We start from the raw sequence: 15,619 nt of genomic DNA, 5'->3' as shown, positions 1-15,619 counted from the left end.
ATAATTTTGATGCCAGCCATAATTACCTGCATCAATTGGACAAGGACTTTACGGGCTACCTGGAATACCTGACGGCCGAAGGAGAGCGCAAAGCCATCATTCGCGTAGAGAATGCCCGCCCGGTACGGAAATACAGGGGCCGGCCTCAAGCGCACAAAAGCGAGTTCCCATCAAAATAGCAGCTCGCCGCGATGTCGGGGGGCTATGAGTGTTATGAGGTCTGCGAGGATATCCGGATCTCAATAATATGTTTTCCAATGGAGATTATCCGGGAATTTTTGATTACTATACTCGTTACGGGGTTAATGATTTTCAACATAATCAAATGGCAGCTCATTATCGTGATGTAATAGCGGATGCTCTTGAACAATTATTGATCTCAAAAAAGTTTAAAACTATGCACATGAGTGCATCTTCCTTTCAGGTTCTAAAAAGTTATTTAGGCCACGAATACACGAATGAATATGGGTTTGTACCTATAAAAATATTGGTGAATTCGTGGCCAAACAGACTTTTAGTCTACCACAAACCTATGGATTTCAAGTCTATAGTGGTTTATTTACTGCAATCGATGTCTCCGTATTTACTAATGCCTTTTCCTCTATCTGCCCAAACATCATCATCATGTTCAATGCGCTGGATGGTGGAAGAATTCCATACCGCTGCAGGGAGGCATAACAGGGTCTCGTTATCTTCTACATCTAATACATTCAGATTCATGGTCGAAATTTCGGCCGGTATCTCCGTCAGTAAATTATTTCCTAATCGTATTTGGGTTATATTAGTAAGATTAACAATCTCTGCCGGAATGGTGGTAAGACGATTGTTACTTAAATTGAACACCCCGGCATAGTTTCCTACAAGGCTTGTCATGTTACCCATTTCGGGAGGTAAACTGGTCAGGGTGTTCTCTTCTACGCCCAATACGGTCAGGTTGGTAAGGCTTCCTATTTCAGCAGGCAAAGTGGTTAGTTTATTTCGTTCCAGAGATAATGCATTGAGGCTCGATAAATTTTTAATTTCCGGTGGTATGGCTGCCAGGCCGTTAGTGCTCCATCCTAAGGAGGTCAATTGGGTAAGGTTTCCTATTCCGGCAGGCATTTGGGCCAGGTTATTACCACCGGTGCTCAACCATGTAAGATTGGTGAGCCCCCATAATGTTTCAGGAAGCGCAGATAAGTTATTGCCGTCTAATTCCAACTTTTTCAGGGTGATAAGGTTCCCTATTTCGGAAGGAATGCTGGTGAGGTTATTATCATAAAGAGACAGCGTTGTAAGGTTGTGCATGTTCCCGATTTCCGGGGGTAGTGTAGTTAGCGCATTATACCCCAGGTTCAGATTTTTAAGTTCTGTTAAGCCTGCAATGTCTGCCGGTAATTCGGTTAGTGCTTTTTGCCGTATAACAAGAGCGGTAACCCGGCCTTCTGTAATCGAGGCACCATTTTCAACCAATATGGCTGTCACTTCACTTTCGTTATCAGAAGTCCACCGGGGGTCGCTCACATCGAGATTATTTGCGGCCAAAAGAGCTTGTACTGCCAGTGCATCTGTAAAAATGGAGGGTTGGCTTAAAGAAACGGTTACGGGAAAACTTCCATTCAGTGAGTTCAATGCATCCTCGTAGGTGTAGTTTATGGAGGTCGCTATATAATCTTCCGTCATATTTTCAGTATCATTGATACTTAGTGTGATATGGATGTTTCCGTCTTCAAAACCAGTGGTTAATGCTACATTTTCGTTTCCGGAAGCGAATTGCAGGGCATCAAATATAGTTTCATCTACCGGGATAATTTCAGCAGGCTGACTATCGGGCATGGTGTAGACCGGTATCAGGTCTATATTGGAGAAAAACAGGTTGTCATTTACAAATTCAATAACACCATTCACCTTATCTACAGCCTCAGAAAATACCAGGTGAGAGGTAAAGAAGGTTCCCAGCCCCTCATTATCAGAGTTCGTATCATCTGCTTCGATGTTGCGTTGCTGCATGCTGAAAACAAAAGACTGAGCCTGTCCGTTTATAAAGACGAGGCCAGATTCCGGCCTGTTGCTCAATTCAGAGAGCATGTCTCCGAAGGCTACATTAATCTTCCGGAGTTTGGATACCATAATCTCATTGAGGTAGTTTTTACATTTTTTCCATGCAATATAAGCGAGAAGTGCACCAGCGGCTTTTTCTACCGGGTCTGGCGCCAGCCATACCACAGCGGCCCCTCCGCCCAGGGCGAGGGCAGCGATTTTATGTTTGAGCAATTGCGTGTCTATGTTAAACGTGAGACGTTGGGCATCAGTTCCGGAAGTGTTGTCTGCTTCCGGATTGATAATACTGTTAAAGAGTTCGTCATTAGCCCTGTAATATACAGCCAGCTGGTGTTTTTCTTCATCGCTTAAAGTCTCGTAATACGCGTTAAATGCGTCGATAACATCAGTAACCAGTGCAGCTTCTTCGGTGGCTTCTGCTTCTATTTGTTGTGAAAACGTGGCTATATCTGCAAAGAGAGGAGCCAGGGTTTCTTCTGGTGTACCCGGCAACGCGGTTTCTTTTACGGTGTAAAAAATACTGATAGAAAGGTCTTTAACTGTGAGCTCAGCATCACCCGATGCCGTAAAAGGCACCTGGAACATCACCGATCTTTCTCCTGATCTGATGAGATTTATGACGGTACCGTTAAACGTTCCGGTATATTCATCTTCCGGAACAGTATCTGTCAGTTCGATAGTTACCACCTGATTTTGGAATACCTCAGAGGGCGTTGTAATTTCTTCTTCCTTTTTTCCGGTGGTGTCATCATCTCCGGAACAATTGGCAAACAGTGTTGCAAAAACGATGAGCAGTGATAAAAGGCAACATTTTAAAAAGTATTTTTGTTTCATAGCTTGGTTATATAAAGGTGACAGGTTCAAAATTATGGAAATACACAAGGTCAGAAAATACCCCCTTGAGGGTATTTTGAGTACTGTCTTTAAGGCGCCTAATTGCCACCGACGCCTATTCCATAACCTTCGGGATTGTCCGGTGCTTTTCACCGTATCTTTAGTTCCGGCAGAAGGCCTGTCATCACGCTTTACGCTAAGGCACCCTTCATTTTTCCATATAATGCCAGCAGCGAATCGAGAAACTGCATGGCTCCCTGCACTTCTTCAAAATATACCCCTATCATACCATTTAAGGCATGGCGCAAGTCTGCTTCAGTACAGTTCCGGGTGTCTGTTTTATATCTTGATAGCCTGGACTCTAAATGCGGCAGGGGGCTTGTATCCAACAAATCTTTTAATCGTTCTGCCATATTGGGTAGTGGTTTGCTCTCTTTCCCTTCCTGTTCCGTTATATCCTCAATCTCCTTTTTACAGGAGTAATAGCAGGTATGGAATTCGTTGTCTACAATAGCCAATACCTGTTCCAGTTTGGCCTGTAATACGGTGATGTGCTCCGGCGGAACATCGTATGCCCGGTAGCGTACCTCGCGGTACGCCATATCGAGCAGGTGCAGCAGGGAGACATCCAGCTCCTTTTTAGCAGAAAACACCCGGCCGAGTTCCGGAATAAAGGGAAAGATATATTTCTGGTGCTTGCCAATGCCGTGGCATACCTTTTCCCTGCCCATGGCCAAGCGCTCTGCGGCCCGGTAGGCGAGTTCAAAGGCCTGGTGCAGCATAAAGGCGGTTTGCGGTATATGGCCTGTATCCAGGTAAAACTGTGCCCCTTGGCTAAAGCTTACCGCCTTGTCGTAGTCGCACTCAAAACAGGTTCTGGCCTTGCTCAGGAGGGGGTGCAGTTGTGTTGCGGATAGCAGCTCCGGGGTATGGGTATCCGGGCCGCAGTATTGCAGGTGCCCGGGCATACAGGCGTGCAGGAAAAAGAGGTTGCCCTGTTCCAGTTGTGTTTTTGCATAACTTTCGGTGTATACCCTGTAGCGGTACCCGGGGTACTGCTTAAAAATACCAGACACCGACGGCAGGTTTTTATTAGGCCGCTCCGAGGCTGTGGTCAGTACCAGTACCCCGGTTTGTTCTGCTATGGAAAAGGCATAGATATAAGACACGTCCAGCAATGCGGCTACCTTGTCGGTGATATCAGCTATTTGAGTATTCATACGTTTGTGTTTTAGTGTGTTATTATTCGCTTTATAATCGGGCAGAGGTAGTATAGGGGCGGGGTAGTGACATAAAGAGGAAGGAAAAAGGCGTCCCTGTTTCTTTCCATACTACCCCAAAATAGCAAGGCATGCGCCTTGCTAAAGGTTCTATGCGAATTTCCCAAAAGAATAATGGTGTAGATAGCGTCGCTTTAGAGAAGAAGAGTTGCAGTAAAATAAATGGGCGTGGAACTCAACTTATCAACTTGAGGTACTGGCATACCTTACCACGATAAGAGAGCCCACGCCCGGGTCGTGAGCTAAATTACTTATCCTCTCGTGGTTGTGAAAAGTGCCAGTTTTCAAGTTGAGATTCTAAGCAATAGCTTCTAATATTTTTCTATTTGAAGAATTGCAAAAATATTTATTTCAATTCAAATATAGGTATAAATATTTAAATGCGTATTATTATACGCATTATTTTTTTTGTCTTTCGATTACTTTGTTTATTATGGATGATAAAACAGATATAGGCAAATTAGTGTCCCGTTATATTTATTACACTTGGATTTCTAAAGCTAAATCTCAAAGAGATTTTGCGTCTACCCATGATATTGAAGAAGCCACAGTTAGGAGAATTAAAAATGTAGCATTAGGAACTTCGAATGTAGAATATAACATGACCGTCAAGACATTACACAAAATATGTAATAAAAGGGGAATTTCCTTACAAGAGTTTTTCAAAAGCATAGAGGAGTTTTCTAAAGGGAGGCGTTAAGGCCTCTTTTTTATTGGCAATTAGTTAAAGTGATACACCAAAGTTTCGGCATATTTTTCCGCTCGCCTGCTTACCGCAGGCAGGCAGTTTAGATATTTATGAATAGAAAATAACAAATATAAAAACGGATCGCTAAGGTTTGTGCCGATTTGAAACTATTGCTTTCAAATCTCGCACTATACATACACGAGACCGTTAGTGCGCCCCAGCTGCTGCACTATTCCAGTAGGTGAAAATCCTATCCGGGCAATTGACTGTTCACCCGGGATAAAAACGAACAGGAATTACCGTGAGGTAATGAACTGAAGCTTCGTTGTTTCAAATCATCAAGCCGTAATGCTCAGGCGTGAACCCATAGTAGCTTCGAGATGTGTAACTGTAGAATTGCGGAGTGTGTTGACGTGCTGCTACGCCAACAGCCATACAGGAATTTTGTAACATATAAAAACCTGTTAGATATAGAAAAATATGCCAGCCTGAAAACCCTTGCGAAAGCTCAACGAAGAATACTATCGGTAAGCCGTGTGAGGGAAAACTTCATGTACGGAGGGGGTACTGCTATCCGAAATTTAATAACTTAGCAATTAAATATTAATTCGGGTAGTAGGCTCTACGCTACGCTGCAAGCTGAAAAAAACAAACCCAACAATGAAATTGGACAGAAAAAAACATTGGGAAACAGTTTATGAAACTAAAAATCCAGACCAGGTAAGTTGGACACAAGAAATACCTAAAACCTCTCTTGAATTTATACATTCATTCGGACTTGAGAAAACCGCTAAAATCATAGATATTGGCGGTGGCGATAGCAAACTTGTGGACTATCTACTTGATGAAGGATTTGAAAACGTTAGTGTTCTTGACATTTCTTCAAAATCACTTGAAAAAGCAAAAAACCGACTTGGAGAAAAAGCAAACAAGGTAAATTGGATTGTAAGCGATATTACTGAATTTGAACCAAATATGACTTATGATGTTTGGCACGACAGAGCAACATTTCATTTTCTAACTACGACTGACCAAATAAAAATATATATGAAAACCGCAAGAAAATCTGTTAACGGATTTATGACAATCGGAACCTTTTCACAATATGGGCCAAAAAAATGTAGCGGACTTGAAATAAAACAATACAATGAAGAGGAATTAACATCGGAATTAAAAAATGGTTTTGACAAGATAAAGTGTGTTACAGAAGACCATTTAACACCTTTTGACACAACACAGAATTTTTTGTTTTGCAGTTTTAAAAGACAATTAAACTAAAAAAAAGCCAGCGGCTAACAACTTATTATACCACAAAAAATAATGATATAAATAATTGATAACGAGTTTTTTGATGGGGTGATTTGAAAATCACAACTTTGAATATATTGCGTATATTTGGGTATTGTGCGTCACATTGACGAACAGATAATTTGGTTAAGATGAAAATAAGAATTCTTATCATTTTTGTATTAGGAATATCAATACAGGGATATGCTCAAAACCCGAATTTCAATAATGCCGTCAAAAAAGAAATCATAGATGCTATCATCTTCCAATTCAAGGATAAATATGTATTCCCTGATGTTGCAGATTTAATGGCAAAAGATTTGCTGAAAAGGTATAAACGTGGAGAATATGACGACATTGTGGACAACGTAGTTTTTACAGACTCTCTGAAACATCATCTATTCCTGGTTAGTAAAGACAAACACATTGGAGTTTCGTACGACGAAGAAATGGCTTCTCGATTAAGAAAACCCAAAACAGAAGAAAATACCAAAGAAAAATTTGACCGGGTCAATGAGCGAGTCCGAAAATTCAATTATGGATTTGAGGAAGTGAAAATAATGAAAGGAAATGTTGGATATGTTAAACTTACAGGTTTTGCACCAACGCTATATGGCGGAAAAACAGCATCTTCGGCAATGCAATTTGTCTCCAATTCGGATGCCCTGATATTTGACTTAAGAACAAACTTTGGCGGTGATGACACCATGATTCAGCTTCTGTTAAGCTACTTATTTTCCGAAGATCCGGTACATCTTAATAGTTTTTATCACAGAAAGGATGATAAAACTACGCAATCCTGGACGCTTCCATTTGTACCAGGTAAAAGAATGCCCAACATTCCGGTTTATGTTCTCATAAGCAACAAAACCATATCTGCTGGAGAAGAGTTTGCTTATGATGTAAAGCATTTAAAAAGAGGTACTATCATCGGAGAGCAATCGGCCGGAGCTGCAAATTTTGGGGAAGAATTTATTGCCAAGGGAAATTTTATAGTTTGGGTGCCAACGGGAAGAGCCATCAATCCGATGACGAAAACGAATTGGGAAGGAAAAGGAGTTGAACCCGATATAAAAACAGAGCCGGACAAGGCATTGGACACTGCTTATGAAATGGCATTGGAAAAATTGAAGAAAAAACAAACCCTAAAATGCACTACATATGAACACTAAACTCATTAAACTCTTTTTGCGCCTGGCCATATCCTTCGGGTTTCTGTCGGCAGTGGCAGACCGCTTCGGGTGGTGGGGCAAGGAAATCTCGGTATGGGGAAACTGGGACAGCTTTTTGCAATATACCGCGGTACTAAACCCCTGGTTTCCGGAATCGATGATCCCGGCCATAGGGGGCATAGCCACCGGGGCAGAGATTGTTTTTGCAGTATGCCTTATCCTCGGGTTTAAGACCGAACTCTTTGCCAGGCTAAGCGGAATATTACTGCTTGTCTTTGCCTTGTCGATGACCTTGTCTACCGGAATAAAAGGGGCGTTCGACTATTCGGTTTTCAGTGCATCTGCCGGGGCCTTTGCCTTGAGCCTGATGAAGGAGAAATATGGGGAACTGGACAGCTTTGTCCGCGCACCGGAAACGGAATAAGAACAGGAGATTACACCCACGTAGCGATGACTATGTGCCTCCAAATACCCCGTCTGGCAAAAACCTGCCGGTAGGAATACACTATAAAATATTCCAAAAACAAATTTCAGACGGTTTCTGAACTTCCTGCCAATAAAAATTTGAACTTCTGACCAATAAATAATAATTGTAATTGGCTCAACTTTGTTTTGTTAAAAATTCAAATACTTTCAAAATGAGCAAAACAATTTTAATTACAGGAGCGGCAAGTGGTTTTGGAAAAATCGCGGCATTTGATTTTGCCAATAAAGGACACAAGGTAATAGCAACCGCAGAAGTTTACCCGCAAATGAGCGATTTGATTCGCGAAGCAGAAGAATCTGGAATCGAATTGATTGCGGATAAATTGGACGTAACTGATACACGTGACATCGATTACATCGTGAATAAATACGACATCGACATTCTGATTAGCAATGCGGGAATTATGGAAGGTGGGCCTATCGCAGAACAACCGTTGGATTTAATCCGGTATATGTTTGACGTGAATGTTTTTGGAGGTTTACAACTTTCGCAAGGATTTATAAAAAAATGGGTGAAACAGAAAAAAGCGGCAAAAATTGTCTTTACTACTTCCATGGGAGGGCTTTGGACGGTGCCGTATGTTGCGGCTTATTGTTCATCCAAACACGCTATGGAGGCCATTGCAGAAGGGTTGAAAACAGAATTGGCACCATTTAATATTAAAATTGCCACTTGTAATCCGGGTGTTTTTGGAACTGGTTTCAACGATCGTGGTGTGGATTCAATTTTCCGTTGGTACAACCCGGAAAAAAACTTTACACCACCATCGGTTTTTGATGGCGTTGGAGAATCGTTGAAAAATCAGTTAGATCCTCAATCTATGGCAGATACGATTGTCGATGTCGCTTTAGATGATAATTCTAATTTCAGAAATGTGCATCCTAAAGAAACAGAAGATTTCGTAAAACAAATACAAGCTGATGCCTGGACAGCCAAAAGCTAAACATAGCATTACTAAAGCACAGATGGCAATGCTGTGCTTTCCTTTTTTAACATGAAACAAAAAAATATGAACATCCATTATAATGAAGCATCAAAAGCATTGAATGCTTCCATAGAAAAAGCAAACGAACTCAACATTCCTGTAACCATTGCCGTTGTGGATACGGGAGGACATTTAATGGCATTGGCACGCTTGGACAGTGTGTACGGAGTGATAGATTTTGCCATAAAAAAGGCAAAAACAGCCATAATGTTCGGTGTGGACAACGATAGTATGGGAAAGATTGTTGAAGGTGCAGGTGTACATGGTTATGGAATGATCAATTCGAACGACGGACTTTTTACTGTTGGCGGAGGTGTTTTAATTAAAAATAAAGAAGAAAACATCATTGGGGCCATCGGCTCTTCGGGAGGAACACCCGAACAAGACCAGGAAATTGCTGCTGCCGGGGCAACCGCGTTAGTGTAATTTTTAAGACCTTTGTAAGATGAAAGGGACCACTGAAATTATATTCGACAAGTTGGTGTATTCCTGTGCATTTGAAAAATACAGAGGATATGAAGAATTTATTCCTGAGCATTTTCTGGGTTTTCAATTATCCGGAGAAACCCACGCATTCTCTGCAGGTGGGAATACGGTAATTAAAGAAAATTCAATTGTATTGGTCAAAAGAAATCAATTGATTCGCACCATAAAATATCCCAATAAAGATGGAAAATATCAGTTTCTATCCATTACGTTGGACAATGAAACACTTCGTCAATATGCAATGGAAAACAGGATTGTATTGGAAAATAAAACCGAATCGAAGCATAAGTTATTTTTTGAAACGGATGATTTTCTTTACGCTTATTTTCTTTCACTCAGCCCCTACATTAACAAAACCAAAGAAGCAACACCCAAATTGGCAAACTTAAAAATCAGGGAAGCGCTTGAACTCATACTTCAGAGCAACCCTGGTTTAAAGAACATTTTATTCGATTTTGCCGAGCCTTACAAAATAGATCTGGAAGAATTTATGAACCAAAATTATATGTTCAACGTTTCGGTGGAAGCATTCGCAAGACTCACAGGAAGAAGCGTTTCCGGATTTAAACGGGATTTTGCAAAAGTATTTCACACCACTCCAAAAAAGTGGTTGAAAGAAAGACGTTTGGACGAAGCTATGTATCTTATCAAACAAAAAAAGGAAAAACCGGCAGATTTTTATTTGGATTTGGGCTTTGAAAACCTTTCGCATTTTTATTACGCATTCAAACAAAAATTCGGAATAACGACCACTGAAATTTAATAATCGATGGACGTATTGCAACAACTACATCATTTTACACAAGGCGAAATTCTACAAGGAAAATGGATGATTGGAATAGCTGTTATCATTCTGTTTCCGATGGCTTTTTCCCTTTTTCAAGGTAATGTGTCTTTCCAAAAAGGAATGGCAATTCCCGTTTGTTTATTAATAGCAATTAACATCATTTATGGCGGATATATCTTATATTCCAGGACAAAATACCTCACGCAAACGGAAATAGAATTTCGTTCTCATCCTCAGCAAACATTAGATGCTGAATTGCAAAAAGCAAAAGCAGATGATCAAAGTTATACCACCCTGAAATACGTTTGGGGAGGGTGTGCGATTGTTTTTATCGTACTGTATTTAGTGGTTGTGAAGGACTTTTACAAAGGATTATCACTTGGTTTTGCTGTACTGTTTTTAGGTTTCTTAGTTATCGATTTGTTTTTTAATCGACGGTTGAACTTATACATGGAAGAACTGAATAAATTGACGATTTAAAATAGCTATAGCTGGAAAGCGGAATATTACTGCTTGTTTTTGCCTTGTCGATGACCTTGTCTACCGGAATAAAAGGGGCGTTCGACTATTCGGTTTTCAGTGCATCTGCCGGAGCCTTTGCCTTGAGCCTGATGAAGGAGAAATATGGGGAACTGGATAGTCTCCTGCAAGGGGATAAAGTTTGAGTTGTGATTAATTGATAATTATGTGATAATATAGTTGTTTCACTTCTTTTTTATGTTGATATTACTTTTTATCTCTTATTAGGATTAGGTCTATACAGACACCCATAGTAACATGCTGTTATGGACTGCTAACTTATATGGGGGTGGTGTCATTGCTGCCGGGTTAAGTGGTAACCGGTTGACCGTTAAATTCAAGACCAAAAACTAATATGAAAAGAACATGAAAAAACTAACTGTATTTCAAAAGGGAGGGTGTAAACTGAACTCTGTCTGCATAGATTTAAATTATTAATTTTATTCAGATAGTAATTATGAGCAACGAAGCACAATCAGATTTAGAGAAAAAGATCCTTGAACAGTTTATGTCGGGGAAGAACCTCTTCGGGGAAGGCGGCGCCTTAGCCCCGATGTTAAAGAACGTGATCGAGAAGGCCCTGGAAGCCGCGATGGATGCCCATCTTGATGATCAGGAGCGCACCAAAGGCAATAAGCGCAACGGTAAGGGTAAAAAGACCCTTTAGAGCCCCTGTATTGCATCAGTGATCGAGAGCTGGCAGCGTAACTGGGAAGAACTCTCACAGTATTTTGAGTACACCGAACCGATTCGCAAGATCATTTATACCACCAATGCCGTAGAGGGCTTCCATAGACAGGTACGCAAGGTCACTAAAACCAAAGGGGCCTTTACCAACGATATGGCCCTGCTGAAGCTGGTGTACCTGGCCACCAAAAATATCGAGAAGAAGTGGACCAGCCCCTTGCAAAATTGGAGTTTGACCATCCAGCAATTATACATTAAATTTGGGAACCGGATTCCCTTGGATTTAGCGGCCTCCCCTTCGGGGGTACCCCCCGAAGGGGAGAACAATCAGACAGAGTTTAATTTACAGACCCGATTTATGGGTTTGTGCAACGGTTACCATTGTTGTACAACGTTTTTTATTCTGTTTAAAATCTGTATCCAATTCTCAATTGTAAATTTGCCGCTGCTTCACTTTCGTTTTCACGAAATCCAGCTTGTTTGGCAAAAATATATCTATAACCAATTCCGATTCCTGCTTCGTAATTAAAGTGTTTTCCGATGTTTCTTCGTATTCCCCAAGTTGGAATTATTGAAATATCACTTATTACACTTACATTCTCAGTGTTTGAAATCACAAACCAATCAGGATGATAACTTGTTTTCAGCGATACAAAATTTCCGCTATTTCCATCGATTCTTCTTGATTTGCTTTCCCTTTTGTTCAGGTTGTAATACCATCTCGGTTCTGCGGTAATTACAGGCGTCATCAAAAAGCCTGTTTTATCGTAAAAATCACCGCCCCAAATTCCACTGTCAAATCCAATTTCAGTCCGCAATGCTATTGAATTTGATAATTTTGATTCGTTGTGAACCCAAATTCCAAGAAAACCAGTTTGTATTCCATAAGTCGATTTTTCTACACTTGCGTTTTGAGCTTTGGCTATAAAAGCCAGTCCGCAAAAGATTAAGGTCAAGAAGATTTTTCTCATTCAGTTCAAATTTTTGTCAAAATGTTTTACAACACGCAAATATATACAATTAACCATTTTTTTTTAAAAAACATCTTAATTGCAAAAAGTAACAGTATTTACTTAGGTTTAGAGAAAATTCATCAATTCATCATTGTATATATCGTTCCTTATTTTGTATATCGTATTTGGCGTGACCGATATAAAATCATTTCTAAATTATTCCAGAATCTCTATGTATAAACGATTAATTCATAGCTACTGGAATAGTAAGAAGGGAAGGTAGAAACTTAGGAGTTGTAAAAAATTGTATTGGATATGTAATAATTCTATCCGTTATTATATACACTCTGGTTAAAAAATTAAAGTCAAGAAGCACTATGGAAATATTGGAGAGACCATATGCATAGAGGTTGTACACATCTTCGACTTTAGAAAATACTTCCAATAGCTGCCTTAAGCAGCTATTATTTTTAGAGCTGATATCGTTAAAAACGAGCTGGATGATTACCTTTATGGTACATTAAAAAAAAACAAACCCTAAAACGCACGATATAATGAACACAAAACTTGTTAAACTCTTTTTGCGCCTGGCCATATCCTTCGGGTTTCTGTCGGCAGTGGCAGACCGCTTCGGGTGGTGGGGCCAGGAAGTCTCTGTTTGGGGAAACTGGGACAGCTTTTTGCAATATACCGCGGTACTAAACCCCTGGTTTCCGGAATCGATGATCCCGGCCATAGGGGGCATAGCCACCGGGGCAGAAATTGTTTTTGCCGTATGTCTTATCCTCGGGTTTAAGACCGAACTCTTTGCCAGGCTAAGCGGAATATTATTGCTTGTCTTTGCCTTGTCGATGACCTTGTCTACCGGAATAAAAGGGGCGTTCGACTATTCGGTTTTCAGTGCTTCTGCCGGGGCCTTTGCCTTGAGTCTGATGAAGGAGAAATACCTGGAACTGGACGGTCTCGTTAGCGCACCGAAAACGGAATAAAGACTCTGGCCGGTAATAAATCGATAGGACGGGAGGTTTCCATATTTATGCGTACCGTTCCATAACAAACGCCTTTGCGGAAAGCCCAGTCGTCTACTCCTAACACCCGGATAGGTTTTATCTCCGGCAAAGATTGGCTATGGACTATTCTGATCATGGTGGAGGGATTGATAGTTATGGCCATTTGCTCAAAGAGGATACAAGGAAGATTAAAAAGTTCCCGAAAGGATATATATCTGATTATTAATAACTTATATATAGCGAATAATAATCATGAACAAAAGAATAAACTCTTTTTAATTAGGGTTTTTTCTGTAAAATTCACTTTCGGAAATTATTTAAAATTCCCCCAAATTTAACGAAGAACCGGTCACTCCGAAATATCCATGTTGCACAAGTTAGCAAAAAATTGATATAGTGTTGATACTATAGCAGGGGGTAATAAAAACCGATAAATACACCCCATCGAATACTAAAACAGCTAAAGATGAAAATAGAAGCCCATACGATACACAACAAAAAAATTGCCGAAATAACTTCGGATAAAATGGTTATAAACACCGTAGAAGACGGTTTGGACCTGTTGGGGGATTTGTATTATCGGGACTTCGACAGCGTTGTGATACACGAAAAAAATATAACCCCGCACTTTTTTGACCTGAAAACGGGAATCGCAGGAGAAATCCTCCAAAAGTTTGCACAATACAGGTTGCCGCTGGTCATCATCGGCGATTTTTCGAAATATAAAAGCGGGAGTCTGGAAGCTTTTATCCTGGAAAGCAACAAGGGCAGGCACATCAATTTTCGGGCCTCGATAGCGGAAGCCCTCAGACGATGAGCGACTTACTCTGGATAATGCCTTAACATTCAGGTACACGTTTGCCGTGGTATAGCGTATAAAAATGAAAATAAATTTGCGCAACTGATTAATTGCATATATATTTGCAACTAATTGGTAGCATATTTTTAAACAATGAAAACAAGAAGAGATGTGTTTCAGGCCATAGCCGATCCCACAAGGCGGGGTATTATCATGCTGTTGGCAGTGGGAGCGCTGACGCCTAATGCCATTGCGGCGCATTTTAACTCGAGCAGACAGGCGGTGTCGAAACACCTGCAGGTGCTCTCTGAATGTGAAATAGTACGACAGGAACAGCAGGGCAGGGAGATTCACTACCATTTAAATGCGGATAAAATGCAGGAGATAGAAAAATGGTTGGAACAGTTTAAACAACTGCTGGCTAAACGCTTTGACCAATTGGATCGTGTATTGGAACAACTAAAGAACTCGTCTTGAGTTATTATAATTTGCTGCAAAACCCTCTTTTGCACCCATATTTTGTCTTTTTCTCTCCCCATAGCTATGGCTATGTGGCTCAAAAAAGCCTTCATCTGGGCGCAAAATAGTGGCTTTTCGCCTAAATGAAACAACCCAAGACGAGTTCAAAATCAAAAAGAAAATGAACAAGGCAATTTTATTTAATTTTGAGGTGGATAAGGCAAACCATCAAATCAAAGTAGAGCGTTCGTTTAACGCCCCGATCGACCTGGTGTGGCCGGCGTGGACAGAAGCGGAGATCCTCGACCAGTGGTGGGCACCCAAACCGTGGATGGCACAGACCAAATCCATGGATTTTAAGGCAGGGGGGCACTGGCTGTATGCCATGGTGAGCCCGGAAGGAGAAAAACATTGGTGCAAAGTAGATTACATCAAGGTTATTCCGCACGAATACTTTTCGTCATTTGACGGCTTTTGCGATGAAAACGGTAACCTGAATACGTCGCTTCCGCGAAATAAATGGGAAAACAGTTTTGCAGGGCAGGGCGGGGAGACCGTCGTTAATATCCTGCTGAGCTTCGATACCCTGGAAGATCTTGAAACGATCATCGAAATGGGCTTTAAGGAAGGGTTTACGGCGGGTCTTGAAAATCTCGATCAGTACATAGCGGCACAGTTCCGGTTGCGCCAGCAAAATAAAACAGATCACACGGCGCGGGTGTCGAGCTACCTTAACTTTCCCGGTAACACGGAAGAAGCATTCCATTTTTATAAAAAGGTTTTCAGGTCGGAGTTTATCAACGGCTTACAACGGTTTGAAGATGTACCTGCCGACCACAATCACCCGCCTATGGCCGAATCGGTGAAAAAGATGGTCCTGCACGTAGAATTGCCCATTCTCGGTGGCCATATCTTAATGGGGACCGATGCCCCCAAAGAGTTTGGGATGACGGTGAATGCGGGGAACAACATGCACATTAATTTGGAACCCGAATCGAGAGCAGAAGCAAAACGGCTGTTTGACGAACTATCGGAAGATGGTGTGGTGGAAATGCCGATCCAGGATATGTTCTGGGGGGCTTATTTCGGGAGTTTTCAGGACAAATATGGTGTTAACTGGATGATTCACTTTCAGAAGAAATGAGG

16 protein-coding genes and 1 pseudogene are annotated in these 15,619 nt (G+C 41.1%); 14 read left to right on the top strand and 3 right to left on the bottom strand.

Going from position 1 to position 15,619, the window contains the following annotated elements:
• Positions 1-555: 555 nt before the first annotated feature.
• Complete coding sequence (locus DN748_RS13875) at positions 556-2,874, bottom strand: leucine-rich repeat domain-containing protein (protein WP_112372421.1); 2,319 nt, start codon at positions 2,872-2,874, stop codon at positions 556-558.
• Between the two features lie 191 nt (positions 2,875-3,065).
• The gene (locus DN748_RS13870) at positions 3,066-4,094 is read right to left on the bottom strand and encodes a HEPN domain-containing protein (protein WP_112372420.1); all 1,029 of its coding nucleotides are present in this window, start codon (positions 4,092-4,094) and stop codon (positions 3,066-3,068) included.
• Positions 4,095-4,587: 493 nt separating this feature from the next.
• Here DN748_RS13870 and DN748_RS13865 point away from each other — a divergent pair, with 493 nt between their 5' ends.
• The 10 genes and pseudogenes from DN748_RS13865 to DN748_RS19345 form a co-directional block, all read left to right on the top strand.
• Positions 4,588-4,854 (top strand): transcriptional regulator, encoded by a 267-nt coding sequence (locus DN748_RS13865; RefSeq protein ID WP_112372432.1) that lies wholly within the window; start codon positions 4,588-4,590, stop codon positions 4,852-4,854.
• Positions 4,855-5,502: 648 nt separating this feature from the next.
• Positions 5,503-6,120, top strand: coding sequence for a class I SAM-dependent methyltransferase (locus DN748_RS13855; protein WP_112372418.1), 618 nt, complete (start codon positions 5,503-5,505; stop codon positions 6,118-6,120).
• A gap of 161 nt (positions 6,121-6,281) precedes the next feature.
• Entirely contained in the window at positions 6,282-7,301 is a 1,020-nt protein-coding gene (locus DN748_RS13850) for a S41 family peptidase (protein WP_112372417.1), read from the top strand.
• Positions 7,291-7,725 (top strand): DoxX family protein, encoded by a 435-nt coding sequence (locus DN748_RS13845; protein WP_112372416.1) that lies wholly within the window; start codon positions 7,291-7,293, stop codon positions 7,723-7,725. Before DN748_RS13850 ends, DN748_RS13845 begins: the two co-directional genes overlap by 11 nt.
• Before the next feature lie 214 nt (positions 7,726-7,939).
• Complete coding sequence (locus tag DN748_RS13840; protein ID WP_072319101.1) at positions 7,940-8,731, top strand: SDR family oxidoreductase; 792 nt, start codon at positions 7,940-7,942, stop codon at positions 8,729-8,731.
• A 51-nt stretch (positions 8,732-8,782) separates the two neighbouring features.
• Complete coding sequence (locus DN748_RS13835; RefSeq protein ID WP_236636870.1) at positions 8,783-9,199, top strand: GlcG/HbpS family heme-binding protein; 417 nt, start codon at positions 8,783-8,785, stop codon at positions 9,197-9,199.
• 19 nt (positions 9,200-9,218) lie between these two features.
• Positions 9,219-10,022, top strand: coding sequence for a helix-turn-helix domain-containing protein (locus tag DN748_RS13830; RefSeq protein WP_112372415.1), 804 nt, complete (start codon positions 9,219-9,221; stop codon positions 10,020-10,022).
• Between the two features lie 6 nt (positions 10,023-10,028).
• Positions 10,029-10,526, top strand: coding sequence for a hypothetical protein (locus DN748_RS13825; protein ID WP_112372414.1), 498 nt, complete (start codon positions 10,029-10,031; stop codon positions 10,524-10,526).
• Positions 10,527-11,073: 547 nt separating this feature from the next.
• Complete coding sequence (locus DN748_RS19130) at positions 11,074-11,232, top strand: hypothetical protein (RefSeq protein ID WP_161554568.1); 159 nt, start codon at positions 11,074-11,076, stop codon at positions 11,230-11,232.
• Positions 11,233-11,250: 18 nt separating this feature from the next.
• A pseudogene (locus DN748_RS19345) lies at positions 11,251-11,490 on the top strand (transposase); the annotation flags it as partial.
• Positions 11,491-11,659: 169 nt separating this feature from the next.
• On the opposite strand, the gene DN748_RS13805 reads toward DN748_RS19345, so the two are convergent.
• Positions 11,660-12,223: a hypothetical protein gene (locus DN748_RS13805; protein WP_112372412.1), complete on the bottom strand. Its 564-nt coding sequence runs from the start codon at positions 12,221-12,223 to the stop codon at positions 11,660-11,662.
• Between the two features lie 536 nt (positions 12,224-12,759).
• Here DN748_RS13805 and DN748_RS13800 point away from each other — a divergent pair.
• The 4 genes from DN748_RS13800 (at position 12,760) to DN748_RS13780 (ending at position 15,617) form a co-directional block, all read left to right on the top strand.
• Entirely contained in the window at positions 12,760-13,194 is a 435-nt protein-coding gene (locus DN748_RS13800; RefSeq protein ID WP_112372411.1) for a DoxX family protein, read from the top strand.
• Positions 13,195-13,681: 487 nt separating this feature from the next.
• The gene (locus DN748_RS13790) at positions 13,682-14,032 is read left to right on the top strand and encodes a DUF4180 domain-containing protein (RefSeq protein ID WP_112372409.1); all 351 of its coding nucleotides are present in this window, start codon (positions 13,682-13,684) and stop codon (positions 14,030-14,032) included.
• Positions 14,033-14,167: 135 nt separating this feature from the next.
• On the top strand, positions 14,168-14,491 hold the full coding sequence (locus DN748_RS13785; protein WP_112372408.1) for an ArsR/SmtB family transcription factor: 324 nt from the start codon (positions 14,168-14,170) through the stop codon (positions 14,489-14,491).
• A gap of 163 nt (positions 14,492-14,654) precedes the next feature.
• Positions 14,655-15,617 (top strand): SRPBCC domain-containing protein, encoded by a 963-nt coding sequence (locus tag DN748_RS13780; protein WP_112372407.1) that lies wholly within the window; start codon positions 14,655-14,657, stop codon positions 15,615-15,617.
• Positions 15,618-15,619 lie beyond the last annotated feature (2 nt).

Origin of the sequence: Sinomicrobium soli, from assembly GCF_003285545.1 — a bacterium.
GTDB lineage: Bacteria > Bacteroidota > Bacteroidia > Flavobacteriales > Flavobacteriaceae > Sinomicrobium.
Note: the sequence above shows the minus strand (reverse complement) of the source record. Positions and strands in the feature narration are given on the sequence as shown.